At 54.3% G+C, this 21,975-nt stretch carries 19 protein-coding genes; 13 read left to right on the top strand and 6 right to left on the bottom strand.

Going from position 1 to position 21,975, the window contains the following annotated elements:
- Positions 1–76 precede the first annotated feature (76 nt).
- The 4 genes from VN622_04245 to VN622_04230 all read left to right on the top strand — a co-directional run bounded on the left by VN622_04245 (position 77) and on the right by VN622_04230 (position 4,971).
- Positions 77–469: a hypothetical protein gene (locus tag VN622_04245; protein ID HWR35068.1), complete on the top strand. Its 393-nt coding sequence runs from the start codon at positions 77–79 to the stop codon at positions 467–469.
- Between the two features lie 455 nt (positions 470–924).
- Positions 925–1,434, top strand: a complete 510-nt coding sequence (locus VN622_04240) for a hypothetical protein (GenBank protein HWR35067.1) — start codon at positions 925–927, stop codon at positions 1,432–1,434.
- Between the two features lie 759 nt (positions 1,435–2,193).
- On the top strand, positions 2,194–3,228 hold the full coding sequence (locus VN622_04235) for an SNF2-related protein (GenBank protein ID HWR35066.1): 1,035 nt from the start codon (positions 2,194–2,196) through the stop codon (positions 3,226–3,228).
- A gap of 189 nt (positions 3,229–3,417) precedes the next feature.
- Complete coding sequence (locus VN622_04230; protein HWR35065.1) at positions 3,418–4,971, top strand: helicase-related protein; 1,554 nt, start codon at positions 3,418–3,420, stop codon at positions 4,969–4,971.
- 1,106 nt (positions 4,972–6,077) lie between these two features.
- Here the strand turns inward: VN622_04230 and VN622_04225 are convergent.
- Entirely contained in the window at positions 6,078–6,401 is a 324-nt protein-coding gene (locus VN622_04225) for a hypothetical protein (protein ID HWR35064.1), read from the bottom strand.
- Between the two features lie 284 nt (positions 6,402–6,685).
- Between VN622_04225 and VN622_04220 the strand changes: the two genes are divergently transcribed.
- Complete coding sequence (locus tag VN622_04220; protein ID HWR35063.1) at positions 6,686–7,480, top strand: hypothetical protein; 795 nt, start codon at positions 6,686–6,688, stop codon at positions 7,478–7,480.
- Positions 7,481–8,859: 1,379 nt separating this feature from the next.
- Here the strand turns inward: VN622_04220 and VN622_04215 are convergent.
- Complete coding sequence (locus VN622_04215; GenBank protein ID HWR35062.1) at positions 8,860–9,567, bottom strand: lipid-binding SYLF domain-containing protein; 708 nt, start codon at positions 9,565–9,567, stop codon at positions 8,860–8,862.
- A gap of 121 nt (positions 9,568–9,688) precedes the next feature.
- Positions 9,689–11,293, bottom strand: a complete 1,605-nt coding sequence (locus tag VN622_04210) for a DUF3011 domain-containing protein (protein HWR35061.1) — start codon at positions 11,291–11,293, stop codon at positions 9,689–9,691.
- Positions 11,294–11,818: 525 nt separating this feature from the next.
- Here VN622_04210 and VN622_04205 point away from each other — a divergent pair.
- The 6 genes from VN622_04205 (at position 11,819) to VN622_04180 (ending at position 18,172) form a co-directional block, all read left to right on the top strand.
- On the top strand, positions 11,819–12,391 hold the full coding sequence (locus VN622_04205; protein ID HWR35060.1) for a hypothetical protein: 573 nt from the start codon (positions 11,819–11,821) through the stop codon (positions 12,389–12,391).
- 13 nt (positions 12,392–12,404) lie between these two features.
- Positions 12,405–13,037 carry a class D sortase gene (locus tag VN622_04200; protein HWR35059.1) on the top strand — a complete coding sequence of 211 codons (633 nt, stop codon included), beginning with the start codon at positions 12,405–12,407 and terminating at the stop codon, positions 13,035–13,037.
- Between the two features lie 264 nt (positions 13,038–13,301).
- On the top strand, positions 13,302–14,927 hold the full coding sequence (locus VN622_04195; protein ID HWR35058.1) for an OmpA family protein: 1,626 nt from the start codon (positions 13,302–13,304) through the stop codon (positions 14,925–14,927).
- 272 nt (positions 14,928–15,199) lie between these two features.
- Positions 15,200–15,913, top strand: a complete 714-nt coding sequence (locus VN622_04190) for a hypothetical protein (GenBank protein ID HWR35057.1) — start codon at positions 15,200–15,202, stop codon at positions 15,911–15,913.
- 112 nt (positions 15,914–16,025) lie between these two features.
- Positions 16,026–16,181 carry a DUF3309 family protein gene (locus VN622_04185; GenBank protein ID HWR35056.1) on the top strand — a complete coding sequence of 52 codons (156 nt, stop codon included), beginning with the start codon at positions 16,026–16,028 and terminating at the stop codon, positions 16,179–16,181.
- Positions 16,182–16,183: 2 nt separating this feature from the next.
- On the top strand, positions 16,184–18,172 hold the full coding sequence (locus VN622_04180; protein ID HWR35055.1) for a zinc dependent phospholipase C family protein: 1,989 nt from the start codon (positions 16,184–16,186) through the stop codon (positions 18,170–18,172).
- A gap of 118 nt (positions 18,173–18,290) precedes the next feature.
- On the opposite strand, the gene VN622_04175 is transcribed toward VN622_04180, so the two are convergent.
- The 3 genes from VN622_04175 to VN622_04165 form a co-directional block, all read right to left on the bottom strand.
- A complete protein-coding gene (locus VN622_04175) occupies positions 18,291–18,944 on the bottom strand; it encodes a Crp/Fnr family transcriptional regulator (GenBank protein ID HWR35054.1) in 654 nt (217 codons plus the stop codon).
- A 104-nt stretch (positions 18,945–19,048) separates the two neighbouring features.
- On the bottom strand, positions 19,049–19,681 hold the full coding sequence (locus VN622_04170; GenBank protein ID HWR35053.1) for a response regulator: 633 nt from the start codon (positions 19,679–19,681) through the stop codon (positions 19,049–19,051).
- Between the two features lie 153 nt (positions 19,682–19,834).
- A complete protein-coding gene (locus VN622_04165; GenBank protein ID HWR35052.1) occupies positions 19,835–20,593 on the bottom strand; it encodes a Crp/Fnr family transcriptional regulator in 759 nt (252 codons plus the stop codon).
- A gap of 613 nt (positions 20,594–21,206) precedes the next feature.
- Here VN622_04165 and VN622_04160 point away from each other — a divergent pair.
- Positions 21,207–21,494 carry a hypothetical protein gene (locus VN622_04160; GenBank protein HWR35051.1) on the top strand — a complete coding sequence of 96 codons (288 nt, stop codon included), beginning with the start codon at positions 21,207–21,209 and terminating at the stop codon, positions 21,492–21,494.
- Positions 21,495–21,694: 200 nt separating this feature from the next.
- Positions 21,695–21,886, top strand: a complete 192-nt coding sequence (locus VN622_04155; GenBank protein ID HWR35050.1) for a hypothetical protein — start codon at positions 21,695–21,697, stop codon at positions 21,884–21,886.
- The last annotated feature ends 89 nt before the right edge of the window (positions 21,887–21,975 follow it).

The following is a 21,975-nucleotide window of genomic DNA, read 5'->3' as shown; positions in this document are numbered from 1 at the left end:
CTAGCCCAGATGATCTCGCCAGTTACGAATATCGCCCATCAAACGCGCCGATTGCGTACTTTTGAAATCTGCGGACATGTTCACCGCCAAGTTCGAGAACTGGGCCGTCATCGCCCTTGGCGGTATCCCCAACAAAGTCCAGGTAGGGGACATGGGCATTGACGGGCGAATCTACCCCGTAGGCTCAGAACCGAAAGTGAGTGGCGCGGCGGCGGGTGAACTCGACTTCATGGACTCGTGGTATCCAATCCAAGTAAAGCAAATCGACAAGGTAAGACGCCCCGACATAGACAACTTCGAGGCAGCCATGATGAGAACCAAACGGCAGAAAGGGTTCTTCATCGGCTTCGATTTTTCAGCCGATGCGCTGCGGGAGATTGACGGATTCTTCCGGCGTGAGCACATCATGATTGTGCCATTGACGGTGCGAGAAATCCTGGATGAGACAATCGCTCAGAAGTTGGTTTAGCTGCACTGTGTGTCGTCAGCGGTCCGAACCCATCACTCTTGAGGAAGCTGTGCAGAAAGCAAAAGAAACTGCACAAGCGAGTCATTTGTCAGCTTAACTGCAATCAACGAAAACGGCTTACAGGGAATCTCACTGTAAGCCGCTGATAGAGCAGAATTTGTTTGGTTGCGGGGGTAGGATTTGAACCTACGACCTTTGGGTTATGAGCCGAGACAAACAATAGCCCGTCTTTGCCTCTCAATGCTTTACGCGTGCGGTGGTACCTGCTGTTTCGCCCTGTTCGTCTGTATTTTGTTCCATAACTGTTCCATGACTTGTTCCACGGGCTGCATCGCTGGTCGGCTTAGTAATTCAGCTCATGTTCTTTCAATTCGCAATTTGAATATCACAGATGAATCACATTTCCGATGGAACGACAATCGTTCGTCCGGGCCGCCGTTTTACAACTAAAAACAATGAAGCCATTCTCCCCCATGCTTCTGGGCCGCAAGGCCGAGCCATTCGATGACCCGGATTGCCTCTACGAATTGAAAGTCGACGGCTTCCGCTCGCTCGCAGTGGTGCGCGATGGCGATCGCCAACTCATCTCCCGCAATGGGAACACTTTCAAAACTTTTGATGGCCTTCGCACTGGGCTTCCTTCCGACCTGCGCGTTCGCTCCGCCGTGCTTGATGGCGAGATAGCCTGTCTGGATTCGTCCGGGCGTTCGGTATTCGATGACCTTTTCTTCCGCCGCCGTGAACCTGTGTTCATTGCATTGGTTGGGTGCCTTAGTGGCGGTGCTATTTGCAAGTGGGCTACGTCCCCCCGCTTATCTCAAACCCATCGCACTTTTCATTGCGGTTGCGCTATGCATCGGACTTGGTTGGAGGCACTCACTAACCGAACCGCGTTGGTTTTGCTGCTCTCGTTGCGCATTGGCTCCTCCGTACTGAACATGTTTGGCATAAATGTGTTGAATTGAACGCTAAAGAATTTCATCCCGTCGCTCTGAAATTGGCTCAGCTTGCGCGTTCGCTGACGGAATAAGACCTGTGCCTTCCCTGTCGAACATGCGTTGCGATTGTTCCGGAGTCTTCGAAGAACTCGTAGCGGCGTCTCTTTGCCATTTCGAGAGCACGTCGAAGAAACCCGCGACATTAGCTACACATTCGCGAGCTTGCTCTCGACTCAGATTTCGATCGGCGGCATCCGAAAAGACGGCCTGTGTTCTGGTGAGGAGATCATCAGAAGGCGCCATGCGCACTTTGTCCTACGGGCAGAATGCCCGAGCGCCGCGCCTGAGTCCCACAGGTCGCATGGCGGAAGAAGCGTAGGAGAGTGGCTCTAGTCCCAAGAGTCCACTAGAGTTTCAGCAACACGAACATACGCGGGGGCGATTACGGCAGATCCGATTCTGGGACTGTGAACTTCTCACTATTCCCCACGAACAGGATCACCTCGCGTTTGCGATCTTTGCCTAGCTGAACCGTCACACGGAGTTCTCCGTGAGCACTCGAGTGACATTGCCGACTCAAGAACCAATTCACATGGCGTGAGGTCCCCGTGTTGTTCTCGTTTTCTTATTCTGCGATGCCGGGAACCGGCGCCGGATCGAATGACTTGGAATCGAACTATCAGTGAATAACTGAATTGCAATTCAATGACTTAGGGGTTAAAACAGAGTTCTTACCATAGGCCCCGACATTTTCGGCTTTTGTCGAGGTCGTCTGTCGGGGGGACGATGACGGTTGAAAGTAGGTGTCCTGAAGTCGGCGAAATCGTAGCGGTGCGTCAGCGCCTATACTTGGTCGAGCAGGTCGTCACACCGCCGAGCCATTGCGATTCGGCATTGGTGCAGCTTTCCTGTGTTGACGATGATGCTCAAGGCCAGAGTCTCGACGTCCTCTGGGACCGAGAGCTCGACGCACAGATTCTTACAGACGAGGCCTGGGATTCTATCGCCAAGCGAGGCTTCGATCCTGCAAGTCGATTCGCTGCCTATCTGAATACACTGCGCTGGAATTGCGTTACATCAACTGACCCGAACCTGCTGCAATCGCCCTTCCGCGCCGGCATAAGGCTCGATGCGTATCAGCTCGAGCCTCTTCGAAAAGCTCTACGACTCCCCCGAGTGAATCTGTTCATTGCCGATGACGTTGGGCTAGGCAAGACGATTGAAGCAGGTCTGATTGCTCGCGAACTTCTTATGCGCAAGAAGGTTCGTGAAATCGTGGTTGCGGCGCCGCCGTCAATGCTCCTTCAATGGAAGGAAGAGCTGGAAGCTCGTTTTGGACTGCGATTTGAGATTCTGGACAAAGACTACGTCCAAAAGGTTAGACGTGAACGAGGCTTCGGCGTGAACCCATGGACTACGCACTCTCGCTTCCTTATCTCGCAAAGACTGCTCATAGACGAGACTTACGCGTCGTCCCTCCAGGACTGGCTTGGGACCTTCCGGCCTGGCAGCCTCCTCATACTGGACGAGGCGCACCACGCGGCTCCCTCAAGCGGGCAACGCTATGCGATCGACAGCCACATCACGCGTGCGATTCGGGATTTAGCACCGCGCTTTGAGCATCGCCTTTTCTTGTCCGCTACGCCTCACAACGGCCACTCGAACAGCTTTTCGGCACTGTTGGAGATCCTGGACCCGCAAAGGTTCTGCCGTGGCGTAAGAGTCTCGAAGAAAGTGCTCGACGAAGTAATGGTGAGGCGGCTCAAAGATGATCTCCGAAAGATCTCGGGGGGATTTCCGGAACGAAAGGTCATACAGTAGAACATCGACGGACTTCCGGACAGTGCGCCGGACTTGCGCCTTGTAGCCTTGCTTGATGAGTACCGGCGTACACGCGAGCAACGGCTTCAGTCCGAGACACGCAGGACGCAGTCTGCATCGGGGTTGCTGATTTGTGGTCTGCAGCAGCGGTTGTTTTCATCCATAGAAGCTTTTTCCCGAACGTTGCGCGTGCACCGCAAGACAGTTCAAAAGCAACGCGAAGCGGAACTCGCCAAGGATGAGAGTTCGTATTTGCGCACCGATTTGCTATCTAGTGCCGCGAGTGCAGATGACGATCGTGTTCTCAGCGAAGAAGACTTTGCAGCTGAAGAGGACGCCCAGTTCACAGCTGCTACCGCCGCGTCGATCGGGAATACTACTGGTGAATTACAGCGGCGGTTGTACGAACAAGAGCAAGAGCTCCTGGATGAGATGACCGAGCTCGCGGAGTCCAGCCGAGCGCTGCCGGATGCGAGAGTCCGAAAGCTTCTTGAATGGATTCGCTCGGAGATGTGCCCCGATCTCGGCAACGCCGGTGCGAAGTGGAACAATCTCCGCGTCCTAATCTTCACCGAGTACGACGACACAAAACGGTATCTTCAGCAGCAATTGAACGCTGCCATCGCCGGCTCCGATCGCGCAGAAGAGCGTATTGCAATCTTTCACGGCCCTACACCGCCCGATGAACGCGAGGCTATCAAGGCGGCCTTCAACGCCGATCCTTCACAACATCCCGTTCGAATTCTGATCGCGACCGATGCTGCACGCGAAGGCCTCAACTTGCAGGCGCACTGCTGGAACATCTTCCATTTCGACGTTCCTTGGAATCCGAGTCGAATGGAACAGCGCAACGGCCGCGTTGACCGAAAACTTCAGCCTAACCCGGAGGTGTATTGCCATTACTTCTTCTATAAGCAGCGTCCGGAGGATCGGGTTCTCGCTGCTCTGGTTCGGAAGACGAAAACCATACGTGAGGAACTGGGCAGCTTGTCGCAGGTGATCGACTCTAAGCTCGAATCACTAATGAAATCGGGTATTCGGCGCTCGGATGTGGCGGATCTCGAAACCAAAATCGATGCCGCCGATCTGGAAAAGGAGCAGCGCGACACTGTTGACGAAGAGCTTGAGGCAGCGCGCGAACGGGAGGTCGAGCTTAGGGGGCAGATCGAGAAGCTGAGCACGATGCTCGAAAGATCACAGCAGGCAATCGCGTTCAGCACGGGCCACTTTCGTTCTGCTCTGTCGTGCGCGCTCGAGGTCATGGGGGCGGAGCCGCTAAAACCTGCACCGAATGGGAAAGGTCCTGCACGATCCAGTTTTCCAGCGCTCGACCAGCGACCGGGCGCGGACCCATCCTGGGCGGAGACGATGGACAGTCTTCGTGCGCCGCGTGCGCGCGACCAGAAGTTCTGGGAATGGCGTCGCACCTCTCCAATTCGACCGATTGTGTTCGAAGATCCGGGTGTCGTAACGGAAGAAGTCGTACAGATGCATTTGGAGCAACGCGTGGTCCAGCGCTTGCTCTCACGCTTCATGGCGCAAGGTTTCGTTCACCACGACCTCTCTCGCGCCTGCATGGCCCAGACGACGGATGCTGTGCCTCGTGTATTGCTGATCGGCCGTCTTTCGCTCTATGGCCCCGGCGCAGCGCGTCTTCACGAAGAACTCATCCCGGTTACGGCTCGTTGGGTTGATCCAACAGTGATCGTCAAATATGGCGTGACTTGTGAGAAGCATCTCTGAGGTGTCCAACGATGCTCGCGCCCCCAGTAGTACCCCGCGAATCAATCTCGTGACCTTCTGCTGGGCGAAAGACAGAGACGCTGGTCCGAATCTCGGACTGGCAGCAGTGTGCCAATACATGCCAACCGATGAATGTACTCATCATCGATAGCTTCTAGACAAGTCCGGTTGATTCGGCGGTGTTCCTCGACGTCTTCTAAGCGACGCTAGGTGGGCACAATATTGCTTGCAGTACTGCTTTCCACGCTTCGCTTTAAAGTCGTTTGGACAATCCTCACGTGCACAAGGTACGAAAGTTGATCCTTGGATGAAATCGAACAAGATCGAAGCGAGAATCGCATGTAGAGTCGCGTTGACATCGACTGTCGCTTGAGGTAAGCCGCGAAAGTATTTCACGTCGAAGCCAGACAATAGCTTCAATTTTGGCAACTCAGCGATGAACCGATTAGTGCTTCGCGCCAAGATATTGCGCCATCCTTCGGCGCCCGCGCGTCTCATCGTTCGTAGACCATCCTGATAGGACCAATACGTCCGCACATCGGCAGGCGAAACCACGTTGAAAGCTCCGGTTTTTTTGAGGAACTTCAACAACTTTCCTGGTGTTCTCTCCAGGTTAAGAAACTCCTCGCGCACTTCCCAAGGATCAAGTTGTGGACGTGGACGTCCGAAAGAACCCAGTTCCGCCCTAAGGAATCCCTTTTCAAGGCGCCATTGGCGCGGCGTCGTTGTAAAGCGTAGCAATACGGGTATTCGATGCAAGTCACCCATCGATTTCCTCTAAAAATGTGCCATGAGATGTGCCATCAAGTATGGCACAAGGAATGGAACAATTGGGGGTAAATAGAAGGAAAGGAGCGTAATCGTGGGCTTGCAAAGGTATTTAACGGTCCTGGAAACAGCCAACCATTGCCGTGTCACTGTCTGGACAGTGCGGAATTGGTTCAAACGTGGGCTATTGCGGAAGAGGAAGGCTGGTGGTCGCACATTGGTTTCAGAACTCGACTTACAGCGATTTCTCGCAAAAAAGTAAAAGGCGGGCCGGCAGCCCGCCAGAAAGAACACTTGTGAACAACTCAGACCCTTATATACGGAAGCCGCACTCACAATCAAATCTTCTGGAAAAGTTCGCTCTCAACTACAGACTGAAAATCACTCTCGATGGCTGTCTTGACCCAATTGTTATTCGCAATGGTGATCTCAGCGACGCTGGCGACGGTGAGCATTTGCTTGCCACCTTCTGGGGCAATGGCGGTGGCTTCTCCCGAATTCGCGCCAAGCGGATACGGCAAGCGCTCGGGGGGACCTACGGCGAACGTTGGACAGGTGGCGTCGGCTCGGACGAGGCAATCCTTGTTTTCTCGCCCACGGATGAACGGTCCATGCGGTTCTTTGTAGCCGCACTGAGAATACACGCTAAGCGGCGAGTCCATCCTGAGCTAGTTGCGCGCCTTGGTTGTTTCGCCAAACCTCGAAAGGGCACCTCAGGAGGGCACTTCGGCCAGCACAAACGGCTGCGGTTACTTTTCTGGACACTGACATTCCCTCAACGACGCGACGTCAAAAGGCGGTACCAAATGGAGCACGCGGTTCGCCTCAGCCTCGAAGCCGACTTGAAAGAAACTCGTCTCCATTCGGGCGAATGCCGAATGTCCTGCTTATCCATGACAAGCTGGCCCAGGAGAACAGGCGGAAGGCACGTTGACGCGAGTAGAGCGTGGAATCGGAGATCAATAAATACTCGCGGCCCCTCTCCGAAAAATCACTTCCAATAAAAAGTATAGGAAGTTTAGGACTTGCAGAAATGTCGAAGAAGAGTGATTTGCGAGAACAAAATGAAAATAAGAACAATACGGCTCCAGTCGTCACGTTTAAATTGCCCTTGGCGAAACGGGTCGGTAGCCATATTGACAATGCTGATTACTGCTTGCAGGGAGCGTCCGATGATAGTTGGCATTCGCCCGGTTTCGATCTCTGCAGGAGATTAATGGCCGAGCTCGAGTTCCGTCGCCTTCAGCCAGGCGATGCGCGCCTTTTGCTTGAACAGTGTCTAGAGGAACTGGATATGACTTGGGACGATCTCGAAGAAAGAATGCTGGAGACTGACCCTGAGGTGGAGGTTGAGACCTGTTGGGCAATCATAAAGTTCCCCTATGGAGAGGATCCACTGACGCAAGCGATTGACCGAGCAAAACAAACCCATAAGGAAATTCGGTCGCTGAACGGATATTGCTTGTTTCTGAGGATTTGTAAAGAGCTCTCGATCGTGAATGTTGATGCACCATCGGTGCTTCCTGAGCAGCGGCTGGGGGAAGAACTGCAATTAAGTCCCCGCACTATCTCGAATTACCGGTCGAAGGCGTGCAGGGATCGTCTGTTGCAAGTTCAAAAATCACATTCGCGGCTAGAGCATCGAGCAACCGCATTCTTCATTGATCGCGTGCGTGTCGATCAGGAGATCTCTCGGCTAATGGAGGCAAGGAGTGAAGACGAATATTCAGAGTGGCACTGAGTTCCTGACGGTTGAACAGGTATCGCAATTGCTGAAGGTGAAATGCAGCTGGGTATATTCCCACGCGGAAGAAATCGGGTGCTTTCGCGTCGGGAAGTATCTTCGCTTCAAGGAGAGCGAGATCGAAGAGCGACTTCGGCAGCGCCCGTTGGGTCAGCAGCCCAACAGCCAAGATTAAGTGCAGTGAATGGAGGAACTTGCAAATGACAAAGAACAACTTGCGAACAAAAAAGCGCCAAATAGAAGCACTGCACCTCCCGCCCTCACTCCGGTATCTTCGTCGCCATCCTGAACTCGTTTTTTTCTACGCCTGGTTCGAAACCCTGACGGATCGTGATCGGCAGCGGCTCTTGTCGACGGCGGCTGTGCTTCGCAGCATGGAGGTTTTCGCCTTCAGCGCAGAACAGGCGACCATCATGAGCCAACAGCCACGCCGGTTCGTCAACCAGGTGATACACAGGGTCCGCACCTACGGCCTCTCAATTCCAAGAATTGGGTGCAACACGAAGTGGCGAGATTCACAACGACAGCTGACTTTGCATTTTTGGTTCGACGTGGTTGCGACAGACGGACGGGTCGAAGGCTTGGTGGCAGCAGCCATCGAACCTATGGAACTGCCTCGTCGCAGGCGGCGCACAACGACTTCGAGTTCAGCGCAATGAAAGACAACCTTTCTGTTTTACCACGAATTAACTTGGTGGGTTCTCAGCTTGAGATTGTGAATGCGAAGCCGATTTCGCACTCGGTAGTTTGGCGTAGGAATCCTCACCGCCGACGATCGTGCTGATTTGGATGGTTCTGGGAGAGGATATCTCAACAGCTATCTTCAATAACAAAGGCGGGAGTGCTCTTCGGCTTTCAATCGCTTTACATTCAGGACCGGTCTATCATTTTGCCGAACCAAAGACAGACAGGTCCGCGGAGGTAGCATGACAGGCTCCCAAGCGAGCAGTGTTGCGCCCCCAATCTCGGTGCGGTATGTCGGTGTTTGTCCATCACTGAGTACTTCTGTAAGCCAGCACTTGTTTCAGGGCGGCCTGAGTGATGGGCCAGTTGGAACTACGACGGAATCGGATTGCACGCCATATGGCTGGCGAGTTGCCAATCACTAAGCACACGGCAACAAAAGCTAGAAGAATGATGGCGTTGTCCTCGAAGCTATCGCTCGCGAGTCTCGTCATGGCAGGATTGTAGTCCATTGTTGGCTGATGCCGGTCCAAACCGCCATGGCCGAGAAACCTTTGGTTTTCATTTCGTGCGGACAGGTAGCCCCAGCAAAGAAGAGCTTAGGCATCTCCATTGCTGGGGCTTGTTCAGGAACTGACGCCGTTTCAGCCGTAGTTCGCCAAGCGCGCGGCTGTACTCGAAAGGTCCGTGGACTACTTCTTTTCGCCTTGGTGGACTTCCGCAATGCGGGACTGTCGGTTGCTGCGGCGTACGGCTGCCATGAACGACGCCGCAACGGCGGGACTTTTCACCGAGCCGCTAAGAATGCTCCTCTGATCGACGATCTTGCGATAGATGTCGCGTGTGGAATCTTCATCCTGCTGCACGACCGCACCTGTTAGGGAGATACCGGCGAAAATGCCCTTAGCGCGTGAATAGGTGAGGATCTCGCCGTCCGCTTTCCAATCGGTGCCGGCGGACGCGTGGCGTCCGACTGGACCAGCGACGGCTGCGGCATCAGCGCCGACCTGGAACTTGTTCGACAACATGTGCTGCATCCCTTGATCGTTCATAACGGTCATGACCAGATCAATGCTCTGGGCGCCGATCTGCAAGCCCCAGCTTCCACCACCAACGGAGATGAACGCCGGAGCGCTCCAACCATTTGCCGTACGACAGGTCGCGACACCGCGTCCATGCTTGCCGCCAAATACGAAGGCAGCTTTCACCATGCGGGGAACGACGGCGATGCATTTCGCGTTGTCGAACACTTCCTGCGGAATGCCCTTATCAGGCGTAGCCATGATCTGATTCAGTACCTGACCAGCATTCTTCAAGCGATCGACCGAGTCTTGGCGACCAGAAGCCCATGACGCGGTGCCCATGCAAATCACGATAGTTAGCAAAAGTAGTTTCTTCATTTGAGTCCAGCCTCCAGGCTGTGTTGAGTGCGTTCGCCACCGCTGTTTTGGCGCGTTGTAGTTGCAGGTAGATCCTGCCGGTGTGGTGGTTGAATCCAAGATGTGGAGGCAAGAAAGTCTGCTAGCGACGTGCTTGCAAACGCAGGTCCTGATCGAGTCTGAAGTTCAAGATCGTTTCCGAAGGAACTCGTACCTGCTTGCCCTTGGTGAGCACTTCGGTCCCAAGGCCGGCACCAGCGCCGAGAACGGCTCCGATCGCGGCTCCTTTGCCGCCGCCGACCATTGCTCCGATCAGTGTTCCCAGCCCGGCTCCGCCGCCGACCATGATGGCCGTCTTTTTGTTAGCTCCTACGCCTTTGCCACCCTGCTGCGCAAGGTCATCGGTGCTGATGTAATATTTCGACCCGTCTACGGTGACGGAATTTATATCAAGCACCAGGTCCGATGCGGAACCCATGCTGCCACCGTTCATGCTGCGGATGACCAGTTCGACGTCGGACCCGAGGGGGATCACGATCGCGCCGGTATCGTCGAAAACGTCCGTGGCAATGGTCCCGGTGTAGGGCTGTCCTTCGTTCGCGTTTTTCGAATCAATCGCCTCGTTGGTGCGAACGGAGAGTTCTGTGCCAGTAGCAAGCGTCGTTGAACCAGAGAGGCTCGCACGACGTCCATTGCCGCGCATCTCGAACTCAGCTCGACATCCGCGATCGACCCAGATGCCGCCGTTGTCATAACCCCAACTGGAACCTTCGAAACATTGCCCGCCGATGGTGCGGCCCAGGCGAACTCCGCCCTTGGTGTTCGCCGCGCAATACTTGCGGCGATTGCCGTCCTGCTGGAGAGATTCGCAAACGACTCGCTGCGAAAGCTGCATGTTGTCGCGATCACGGCCAGAATCATTGCTGTATCCGTTGCCGTAGGGAAGACGAAGCGGATCACCTTCGCGGACGACTGCCTGATCGCTTCGGCCGTTCATGGAGTATTGCACCGTAAGCGTCTTCGACTGATTAGGCGCCGGATCGCCGCCCATGGTGTCGTTCGTGACTTGCAGATTGAGCTGATCGCCTTGTACCTGCGAACTCAAGCGCGAAGTGACGTCGGCCGTGCGATAACCAGCGCCGTAGGTAGCTCGGTCAATCCGCAGATTGCTTTGGGTGGTGGCGTTCGGATTAAACAGTCGTAACATTTCGTTCTCGCGAACCGTGGCGCGTTCGTTGCGGCCATTCATCATGTAATCGACGGTCAGCGTCTTGCGTTTATTCGGTGCCGGATCGCCGCCCATGTTCTGGTTCGTTACCTGCAAATTGATTTGGTTGTTGTTCTGTAAGAACGAATTCAGGCGCGACGTAACATCGGCATTGCGGCCGTCAGCGCCATAGATAGCACGATTGATCTGCAGCCCTGATTGGTACGTGTTGTAAACCTGCAAGTTGACTTGCTGGTTCTCACGGAAGGTCATCTGCTGCGTGTTTCCATTGCGCGACTTCAGTTGCAGGCGCAATGTTCGGTTGCGTCCCTGGCGCTGCGTCGCGCCTAGAGTGTTTCCATTCACGCGGAAACTGAGAGAGTTGTTCTGGACCAGCGAACGCACCCGGCTTGTTACGTCAACCCAGTTGTTGCCCCAGCCATAATCGGCACGCACGATCTCCCAGCTGCCATTCTGTTGGGCTAAGGTGGGGATTGCTATTAAACACATCAGCAGTAAAGCAATACTTAATCTCTTCAAGGTGAATCTCCTTATAGATCTGAAAGCTGTTGTTGCGAGGGATTAGCGGAGGAAGATTACGTCACGGATGACGTCCACCATGCGGTTCAGTGCTGGTGCCTCATTACCTGAACCCACATTACAAGGCGCCGAAGAGCAGGTCTGGTCACAACTGCTCACATTGCAAGAAGAATTCGAAATCGATCGCGTCTGCGCAGTCGCGAAGTCCTCGCGCGCGTTGCTTATATAGCTCGAGAAACAATCGTTGCCCGGCGGTCAATATTGACCAGCATCGATATCCCGAGTAGCTCATATTGTGTTTGCAAGACTCTGCAATGCAATGAGACGCAGAGCCAACCGGTTTAGATGGAGCGTTACCGGACGCAGGCCCCACCAATGCAGTCTCCGTCGTGCACTCCACCCGGCTGTTAACGATCTCAAGAAAAGGTAAACAATGAAGTTTTTCGCGAAATATTTCGTCGCTGTCTGCATGTTCGCGCTGTCCTCTCCGTCATGCCCAGCGCTTCTGCTGATGACACCAACAACATGACAGTCGTAAAGTTCAGCGCGCCGTTCGAAGTCCCCGGTGTTGGCGCCCAGGTACTGCCGGCTGGCACGTACGTGTTCAAGCTTGTGGACTCCTCCACCAATCGCCACATAGTGCAGGTGATGAACGAAGATCAGACGCACATCTTCACTACGATTCTCGCGGTTCCGAATTACCGGGCACGTTCCACAGGCGAAACCGTCATGACGTTCAAAGAGCGCGGTGAAGGCCAACCGGAAGCTCTTCGCACCTGGTTCTATCCGAATCACAGAATGGGCGAAGAATTTGTTTACGGTAAGTCGAAGGCACTGGCACTGGCCAAGGTCGTCAATGAGCCGGTGTTCTATACGACAGAAATCGCATCCGTTGAAGAATTGAAGACTGCTCGGATCGCGGCCATCACACCGGCGGGTGAAGATGTAAACGTAGCTGAAGTGGTAAAGCCTGAGCCGGTGGAAGTTGCAAAACTGGAACAGCCCACACTTCCTCAGACGGGCAGCTACTTGCCGCTGATCGCTTGCTTTGGCCTGCTTTCGCTCGGTACAGCTGCAACCATGAAGTTCATGGCATAGTTCGCCGCGTGTAATGCTGCTGCGTCGAAGGACCACACGCGAAGACAAATTGCGCTGGCTTCGGTGGTGCTTTCTCGCGTCAGGACTCGCGCTACTCGCGTTCGTCGCTTACCTGGCGCTCGATTCCAAGATCGTGCAAGCGTACGAAATCTGGCGGTTCGAACAGGCCATCAAGAGTTCTCGTCCGTCGCGCGCCTCCGACGAGCCTGCTACACACATATCGCAGCCGCAAACTGTAGAACGCGTGAGCATTGCCCGTGGCGAGGTGATCGGCAAGCTCGCGATAACCAGGCTGGACGTGGATGTGGTCGTGATGGAGGGCGTGGACGCGAAAACATTGCGCCGCGCCGTCGGACACATTCCGGGAACCGCCTTCCCGGACTCTTCTGGTAACGTGGGCGTCGCGGGACATCGCGACACTTTCTTCCGTGAACTTCGCAACATCCGTCAGCACGACGAAATCACCCTCACTACTCTGACCGACGCCTATCGCTACCAGGTCGAGTCGATATCCGTGGTGGGGGAGAACGAGTCCGACGTGTTGAAGGACTCCGGCGGATCTACACTTACGCTCGTAACCTGCTACCCCTTCTACTACGTAGGTCCGGCGCCAAAGAGGTTCATTGTTCGCGCCCGTCGAGTCTGAGCGCTTCATTTGACGGTTTATCTCACAGGTGAGCACTCTTGCTCAGACGCGAACTCCCATACCTGTCATTCTCTGGGCGTAGTGAATACGTAAGCAACACTCCCTTGCTCTCTCAGGCCGGTGAATCTTCACCCACGATTTCCGAACGAAAGATTCGGTCGTTCCGCTCCGGGCCGCCAGTAAAGAACGTTTACGCATCACCAACAGAACGCTGGAGACATTTTGAAAATCACACAATTGCTAGCCGTGGGATTCATTTTTAGTATGAGCGCGTTAGCTCAAACCAACTCGCAGTCCATAACGCTGGAGCCGTTAAGCCCCACGCCGGTATTCCGCGTGAACGTAACCAGCCGCAGCATTCAGGCCATCAACTATAAGCATCGCAGCGGAGCCACCAAGCTGGACTTTGCTGGCACTGACCTGATGCCCAGGGCAAATGGTCAAGCCAAGGTGGAAAGTAAGAAGGGGTATATCGAAATCGAAGTTGAATTCGGCAATCTAGAGAGCCCGAAGACCTTTGGAAACGAATATCTGACGTATGTGATATGGGCGATTTCGCCTGAGGGCCGTGCTATCAACCTCGGTGAAATACTGGTTGGCGACAACCATCGCAGCAAGGTTGATGTAACCACCGACCTGCAGGCGTTCGCACTGGTGGTAACGGCGGAACCGTACTTCGCAGTACGCCAGCCGAGCAACGTGGTCGTCATCGAGAACGTCGTTCGCGAAGACACGAAGGGCGCGACGGAAACCGTGAGTGCTAAGTATGAACTCATGGAGCGCGGCGGATATATTCCGACGGGATACAGGATCGACCCTGTGGTGCTGAATACCAAGCTACCCCTCGAATTCTTTGAAGCGCGCAATGCTTTGCGCATCGCTGAATCTGAGGGCGCAGAAAAGTACGCCAACGCCAGCTATCAGCACGCTGTCCAGTTGATGAACACCACCGATGAATATGCGACCAGGAAGAACATCGAGAAGAAGCAGTTGATCGCCGTTGCCCGCGAGGCAGTGCAAACAGCTGAAGACGCACGCGCCATCGCAGTCACGAAAATCGAGGAAGAACGGTTGGCCAACGAGCGTCATGACTCGGCCGATGCGCAGGCAAGATCGCAGCGCCAAGCCGATCGAGCGATAAGACAGAAGGAACAGGCCCAGAGTGATACTGCCAATGCCCAAGCCGCTAAAGCCCAGGCCGAATCGGACACGTTGACGGCACAGGCCGCCAAGGCACAGGCTGAAGCAGACGCCGCTAAGGCCCGCACCGACGCTTTGGATGCGGAATCCGCTTCGGCGAAGGCCAGGTCTGATATGGCCGACAGCCGGGCTGCTTCCGCCAGCGCATTATCCGCAGCGCAGGCTGGTGCAGAGAAGTCCAGGTTAGCCGCGCTGGAAGCGCAGCAGGCCGCTGGAAAAGCTGATGCCGACAAGCTCGCCATGCGCGAACGTCTATCGGCGCAGTTGAATACCATTCTTCAAACTCGCGACAGCGCACGCGGCCTAATTGTCAGTATGTCAGACGTGCTGTTTGACACTGCTAAGTATTCCCTGAAACCGGGTGCGCGAGAGAAACTGGCGAAGGTTGCTGGCATTCTGCTCGCTTATCCTGGACTTAACATCGCAGTCGGCGGTTACACAGATAGCGTAGGGAGCGACGTAATGAACCAGACGCTTTCCGAAAACCGCGCCGGTTCTGTGCGTGACTACCTCGTCCAGCAGGGCGTCACGAAGGATTCGGTCAGCTCTACCGGTTTCGGCGAGACGCTGCCTGTAGCCTCGAACGACAATGCTTCCGGGCGTCAGCAGAACCGCAGGGTTGAGCTGGTCGTATCCGGCGAAGCAATCGGCCAGACCACTATCACCACCACGACCGATAGCTTGAATTAAACGCATTAAGGGTCAGTAATCGCGCGAGTCCAATACATGGGCTCGCGTTTCTTATTGTCCGAACAAGCCCGAAAGCATGCCGCTGCACTCGATGAAAAGCAGAGTTGAGCAATTCAGCTCAGACAGTTGATTCCGATCTGACTAACGTAAGTAGAGGATCGAGTACTTAGGAATTCGGCAACTGCGAGGTCAACATGCCGGAAAAGTCTTGGGAAGCGCGCTACACGCAGAATCGCAAGTTCTTCCCGAACATTGTAAGAGAGGCACCACACATGAAACGAATCAGTTTTCTATGCAATGTAATCCTTTTGTTCGTGTTTCTTGGAGTCACTACTTTTGCCTTAGCACAGCACAACCCAGGCGAACAGCACGGTAACTCGGGAAAACAGCAAGCCAAAGAAGACAAAGCGCACAATAAACAGCAACAAAAGATTCAGAAACAAGAACAGAAGATACAGAAGCAGCAGCAAAAACAAGACAGACAAAAACAGCAGCGAGTAGTGAAGCAACAGCAGAATCAAGACAGACAGCAGCAGCGAGCACAGCAACACCAATCAGCGTCCAACAGGGACGACCGCGGACATGCACAGCAGCAGCGTACGCAGCAACAGCAGCATGCGCAGCAATTCGAACAGCGGAGCGTTTGGCAGCAGCACCGCGCCCGCAGTTGGGAGTCAGAGCACCAGACGTGGCAGCGACGCGGCGGTTACAACGGCTATCGCATTCCTGACAACTACTTCCGCAGCTACTACGGACGAAACCACTATTTCCGCATCTTCAGCCTGCCCTTCCTAGTCGTTGGCGGAGCCCCAAGGTTCCAGTACCGCGGCTATTGGTTCACGACCGTTGATCCTTATCCGGAATACTGGGGAGACAACTGGTACGAGAACGACGATGTCTACGTCGATTACGTGGATGACGGATATTACTTGTACAACCGCAGATACATGGATCGTCCAGGTATCGCTATCACCATCAATCTCTAACTTCGCCCACACAGATGCGCGGGGTCCATTTGGACCCCGCGTGATTTCGGATTAAACGCGAGGTACGGAACTTGTTTCGGAAGTCCGCTGTTAAAAGCGTAAAGGAGTTCTCATGCTTGGAACCATATTGATCGTGATTTTGATCTTGGCATTGTTTGGCGCATTGCCGCGCTGGTCGCACAGTAAGAATTGGGGATACGCCCCGACCGGAGGATTAGGACTCATTCTTCTAATCATCGTCATTCTCCTGCTGCTTGGACGAATCTAACCGTGTTGCACTTTTCCAACTCGTTACTCGCCGTTATCAAGAACTGGCGCCTGCTTGCCATGCGAGCGACGTCGCTTGTTCTCGTGATTCTTATGTTCAGCGCCACTTCGCCCGCGTATTCCGTTCTTACGCACGAAGAAATCGTGGACTTGCTTTGGGCTGACGAGATCCGGCCGCTGCTTCTTAAACGTTACCCTGGGCTGACCGAAGCCCAAGTCACGGAGGCGCATGCCTATGCCTACGGGGGCGCTGTGATTCAGGATCTTGGTTACTATCCCTTCGGCAGTCGAGAGTTCAGCGACCTCGTGCATTACGTTCGCACCGGGGATTTTGTGCAGGAACTTCTGTTGCAAAGCAAGGATGTGAACGAATACGCCTTCGCGCTTGGCGCCCTGTCTCACTACGCCTCGGACATAGCCGGCCACCCGGCGGTCAATCAGGCTGTTGCCATCCAGTATCCGAAGTTAATGGCGAAGTTTGGCAAGTCCGTACGTTATGCGCAGGACAGGCCAGCCCACCTCAAAACAGAGTTCGGCTTCGACACTGTGCAGGTTGCGAAGAACCGATATGCCTCTCAGCAGTACCACGATTTCATCGGCTTCCAGGTATCGAAATCACTGCTCGAGAGAGTGTTCCCCATCGTCTATGGAGTGGAGTTGAAAGACGTGCTCACGCACGAGGATCTCGCGATCGGCTCCTATCGTTATTCCGTGGGTAGTTTGATACCGCACATGACGCAGGTCGCGCTCCGAACCCACAAGAAGGAATTGATGCGCGAGACGCCGAACTTTGCGAGACAGAAATTCCTGTATCGCCTTTCGCGCTCCGCTTACGAAAAAGAATGGGGAAAGGACTATGTAAGGCCGGGGTTAGGCACGCGTATCTTATCCACGTTACTCCGCTACATGCCCAAGGTCGGCCCATTCAAGGGCATGGCTTTTAACAACCCGACTGCGCAAACGGAAGATCTCTATTTCAAAAGCATCAATACGACAGTTGACCAATATCGCGCTTTTCTCCGACAAGAGCGCGCCGGCACACTGGTGCTGGCTAACAGTGACCTCGATACTGGCGCACCCACCAGAGCCGCGGAGTACTCGCTCACCGACGAGAGCTATGCAAAGTTGCTGACGCGTTTGTCAGGCGGACATTTCAATAAAACGTCGCCAGAGCTGCGCGCAAACATGCTCGACTTTTATTCCAATACCACCTTGTCGATAGAAACGAAGAAGGACGACGGGCACTGGCGCGGTTTGCTGATTTCCGTGGATGAATTGAAGCAGATCTCTCCTGTACCAGTTGCCATTGTTGAGGCGGAACAACAGTCTCCGACTGCGCCCAAAGTCGAAGTTGCTCCTGTCGCGACGCCGGCTATTGTCATCGGATTTGTCGGAGGGTTCATCAACCATAACAATCCCGTTCATGCCGAAGTGCAGCTCGCAGCTAGCCTGCGCAAGTCTTATCCCACCGGTGTGCATGTCGAAACCTTTGAGAATCGCCACGGGGCATCCGCTCGACTAAGGGTGCTTTCCCTCCTGGACGCCGACCATAACGGCATTCTCTCGACATCAGAAAAGCAGAATGCCCGCATCATCATCTATGGACACAGTTGGGGAGGTTCCGAAGCCATCCTGCTCGCACGTAAACTGCAAGCCGACGGCGTTCCCGTACTTCTCACGATTCAAGTGGATAGTGTTGCCAAGGTTCACAAGGACGATTCGCTGATACCAGCTAATGTCCTGCGGGCTGTTAACTTCTACCAGACCAACGGACGTCTACACGGCCAATCGACCATCCGCGCGGCCGATGCAACACGGACGCAAATCATCGGCAATTTCCGCTTTGACTACGAGCCCGGCGATTACAACTGCAATGAGTATCCTTGGTACGACCGCGTCTTCTCGAAGGGCCATACGCAGATCGAATGCGACCCCAGCGTTTGGAGGCAAGCGGAACTACTGATCAGGGCCGACTTGCCCCTTCGACCGTGAGTGGTCCACGAGAATAATTCAAGCCCAGTCGTCTTATTCCAATTACGACGTCGGATTCTTGACGGTCGCGCGGCCGATACCGCTCGCTGCGGGTGGCAGGCCGCCCTGCCAGCAGCGGTTACTCTTGCAGGAGAAACTTGAGCAGAGCCTCGTGCACGCGAAGTTCGCCGTTGTAGTCTATGTATCCCTTTATCCTGAATCGGTTCATGAAAAAACTCACTCTGGAACGCGTGGTGCCAACCATTTCCGCGAGTGTTTCCTGGTTCACCTTTGCGACGACCGCTTCCGGCTTCGTTTGTCGCCCAAAGCCAGCCAGCAGCAACAGGATTCTCGCCAATCGCTTTTCGCTGGAGTAGAAGATCTGGTCCACAAAACCAGCTTCGATTCGCCCAATACGAGTGAGGAGGTAAGAAATAAACAGCTTCGCAAAGGCAGGTTCTTGACGAATGATGCGAGCAATGGTTGCCCTTTTGACCCGGGAGATCGTCGAGTGCTGAATCGCTGTCGCAGTCGCGACCCTGACGGCCTGTCTGTCGAGGCAATTCTCGCCAAAGAAATCGCCCTTCCGCAGGATGGCAGTCACCGCCTTCTTGCCGCCTTGGGACGCAATCGTCAGCTTCACATTGCCACTCTGGACGTAGAACATAGCATCCGCTTTATCGCCCTGCGCGAAGATGTCTTCGCCAGTCTGCAAGTCCCAAGTGGTCGCTTGGTCGCCGACCCTTTTGAATAGGTCTACCGAATTGAAAGCCACTGGAAAGTTGCCAGCCATAGACAGGCTCCTGAAGCCGACCACAATGGAGCATACTGTCGAATCGCTCGCTGTGCTGGTCATTATTGCTCAGACAAGAAAAGCGAAAGCGAGACCTGGGCTACTCAGTCGAAGATGCCGGCTGCCCTTGTTGGAGAAGCAACGTCGATCGAGAAGTCGATGACGTATCTTACCGGGGTGTCGCAAAACAGGCAGTGCGTTTCCTGGATTTCCTGTAAGCCCTGCTGCAAGACGCTCAATGGGAATGACCGCAAGCACTCGGTGCAGGTCAGCACAATGAAAGGCACTCCACTGGAGTCCTTCCCATTCCGCGGTATCCAAACGGGAGCCGATGTGCGTTGCCGGCTGATTGCCCGCTCAACTGTGGTTCGTATCAATTCCGCGACCGTGCGTAAGAGTTCTTCGGGGTGATGTTGTCCCTTCGAGTAGAAGGCGTCGGCGATGACTCCGCCAGGTACCTGGTCGCCAGATAAATAGGCGCCGCTGATAGCAATCACCGGAATCTCTGGAAAGCGGCGGCGAACGATGGAGAGGAATTCGAATCCCGACATCTGCGGCATATTGAGATCCGACAAGATGACGTCCGGAATCGATTTCTTGAGCTGCAACAGAGCGTCGAAGCCGTGTTCTGCCGTACTGACCTCGTATCCCGCCGAGCCCAGCAGCATAGTCATGCTCTGGCGGATGGTTGGCTCATCGTCGACAACAAGTATTTGGTTTTTCAATGCGTTGCTCATGCTGCATCCAGTGAGTCCTCTCGGAAGACCAGAACGACTCTATTACACGATACAAACTTCAAAGGATAGCGGCTGAGCAATATTGAACAGTAGGTCGATACGCACTGATCACGTAAAAGTTCGAACGATAGCGGAGTTCCAACGTCTCCCGATCTAGTCGTGGAGTACGACGCTGACCAGCGAACTGTGCACGTTCATGCCCTCGCCGTTGTAGTCAATGAAGCCGAGATCCCTGAACCGATTGAGGAAAAAACTGACGCGCGAACGAGTTGTGCCGATCATGTCCGCAAGCGTTTCCTGGCTCATCTTCGCGATGAGGGGTATCGGTTTCGATTCCTGGCCAAAGTTGGCGAGCAGCAGCAGAAGGCGGGCAAGTCGCTTTTCGCTGGAGTTGAAGAGGTGATCCACGAGATCCGCTTCCATGCGAATGTTGCGAGAAAGCAGGTAGGTTAGAAACCGTTCAGTGAACTCGGGGTCCTGATGGAGAAGGTTTAACATGATCTTCTTCTCCACCCGCAGGATGGTGCTCCGCTGGGCCGAATTTGCTGTGGACATGCGAAGCGGTTGACCCGCCAGACAGCCCTCGCCAAAGAAACTATTTTCCGCCAAGATTGCAACAACGGCCTCTTTGCCCCGCTTGGAGACTACCGTGAGCTTAACTTTGCCGCGCTGAATGTAGAACACCGCATCCGCGGGATCACCTTGCAAGAATATCGATTCGGCCTCTTTGTACTCCCGGCTTGACTTACCCGACGAGAGTTTCGCCAGCAGAACGCGCGGATCGAATGCGGCAACCGGTTCGCTCACAACAGGACGCAGTACCACTTTGGGAGTTGTGGCAGCAGCAAGCACAGGCGTTCGCCTGATGCTTTTTCTCGTTTTCTTTTGGGGAACAGATGGTTTGACGGCCATTGGAATTCTCCACTGGGAAAATCTGTCTGACTGCCTGTCGAATCAGGCAAGTATAGCCTACCCCAATCTAAGTTGCTCGTCAGAAGTACGGGTATGTGAGCTCTTTTGAACAGACGTCGCGAGTACCTGAATGCGAATCTGAAAGTGGTTGAGCAACACTGGAGGTGGAAAGCATGAGAGTAATTCGGCACGAATCCGGCTGGGACATCGCATTGGACATGGTCTTCACGGACAAACAGACAGCCGCAATCGTGTCCGAGCGAATAAGGCACGCGGTGCGGGTTCTCGTGTGCAGTGCAGTCGACCCGAGCATGTGCAGCCAAGAGAGCGGTTCTGCAAAAAATGTGGGTGGCGAAGCGCTTTCCGGAAATGGCCGTGCTCCGATAGCCCAGTGCCTGGGTCATCGCCTTCACAAAGAGGAGTGTTCAGCGAAAACCGGTGTCCCCGATGCTCTCTCTTTAGCCCGCAAGCGTTATTGCTCAGACTAGCGCAAGATCGATTTTCCCCGACGATTGCTTTTGAAGGACAATCCACATCATCTGCTCTCTCGCTAATCACTGTCGCAATAAAGGTAGTTTGCATGGGGACTTCTAGCCACGTAACATAGGAGTTAATGGCTTTAGTTAAAGCGAAGGGTCCCCTCGTTCCTGCCACTGTTGGATTTCACGCCGATTCCAATTCCTACACTATGTCGTTTCAAGCGGAGCGCTTTCACAAAAGCGTCCGGTTTTACTGGATGATTTGCGGAACGCAGAATCCCGACGAATTAGTTTCATGGGGACATGCGCAAACACAGGAATTGGCCGAGGCAGCGGCACAGAAGGAGGTCAATGACCTGATCTCTGGGCTGACAGAATGCGGACTGGTGAAAAGTGCGGTCACCGCATTCACTCGCCGCTGAGTGCCATGTGGACAGAGCAGCCTTCTAGCTGCCGAACTCGTCTGAGTTGCACTATTCGTGTGGACTCTGCTATGCAGTAGCCAAGTCTAGACACCGCAGACTGAGCAATAGTGCACAGTCACTCTGGCTGCATGGGTGTACGTTGTTGAGTGGCTGCATTCACAGTCGCGCAATTTGTGGCGAAGGCAGAATGAAACAGGATGACAAACACTAAGCTTCAAGTCGCGCTCGATGAACTCGAAAGGCTCCGTGACACCGTGAAGGGATTCAAAGATCGCAACGGTAAGCAGCTGCCGAATCCGGATAGTGATGCCGGCCGCGCACTCACTGCTCTTGTAAGTTTCACTAGTGAACTGAACAAGCTGGGTATTAGCGCGGTGGTCAAGCTGTAAAACCCGCGCGGCTGTCAGAATATTGTCGTCAACTTCTCCAGCCCCAGTCGCAGGACCAGATTGCGGGCCGTCACTAATAACAGGCCGCA

It is taken from the genome of Clostridia bacterium, assembly GCA_035561135.1.
GTDB lineage: Bacteria > Acidobacteriota > Terriglobia > Terriglobales > Acidobacteriaceae > DATMYA01.
This window is presented reverse-complemented; position numbering and strand designations above follow the sequence as displayed.

Bases quoted from the DNA above. Each gene is read 5' to 3' on its own strand.
- VN622_04155 (HWR35050.1), top strand. From the start codon at position 21,695: ATGACAAACACTAAGCTTCAAGTCGCGCTCGATGAACTCGAAAGGCTC.
- VN622_04170 (HWR35053.1), bottom strand. From the start codon at position 19,681: ATGAGCAACGCATTGAAAAACCAAATACTTGTTGTCGACGATGAGCCA.
- VN622_04235 (HWR35066.1), top strand. From the start codon at position 2,194: ATGACGGTTGAAAGTAGGTGTCCTGAAGTCGGCGAAATCGTAGCGGTG.
- VN622_04205 (HWR35060.1), top strand. From the start codon at position 11,819: ATGACAGTCGTAAAGTTCAGCGCGCCGTTCGAAGTCCCCGGTGTTGGC.
- VN622_04245 (HWR35068.1), top strand. From the start codon at position 77: ATGTTCACCGCCAAGTTCGAGAACTGGGCCGTCATCGCCCTTGGCGGT.
- VN622_04160 (HWR35051.1), top strand. From the start codon at position 21,207: ATGGCTTTAGTTAAAGCGAAGGGTCCCCTCGTTCCTGCCACTGTTGGA.
- VN622_04225 (HWR35064.1), bottom strand. From the start codon at position 6,401: ATGGACTCGCCGCTTAGCGTGTATTCTCAGTGCGGCTACAAAGAACCG.
- VN622_04190 (HWR35057.1), top strand. From the start codon at position 15,200: ATGAAACGAATCAGTTTTCTATGCAATGTAATCCTTTTGTTCGTGTTT.
- VN622_04165 (HWR35052.1), bottom strand. From the start codon at position 20,593: ATGGCCGTCAAACCATCTGTTCCCCAAAAGAAAACGAGAAAAAGCATC.
- VN622_04200 (HWR35059.1), top strand. From the start codon at position 12,405: ATGCTGCTGCGTCGAAGGACCACACGCGAAGACAAATTGCGCTGGCTT.
- VN622_04195 (HWR35058.1), top strand. From the start codon at position 13,302: ATGAGCGCGTTAGCTCAAACCAACTCGCAGTCCATAACGCTGGAGCCG.
- VN622_04185 (HWR35056.1), top strand. From the start codon at position 16,026: ATGCTTGGAACCATATTGATCGTGATTTTGATCTTGGCATTGTTTGGC.
- VN622_04175 (HWR35054.1), bottom strand. From the start codon at position 18,944: ATGGCTGGCAACTTTCCAGTGGCTTTCAATTCGGTAGACCTATTCAAA.
- VN622_04215 (HWR35062.1), bottom strand. From the start codon at position 9,567: ATGAAGAAACTACTTTTGCTAACTATCGTGATTTGCATGGGCACCGCG.
- VN622_04240 (HWR35067.1), top strand. From the start codon at position 925: ATGAAGCCATTCTCCCCCATGCTTCTGGGCCGCAAGGCCGAGCCATTC.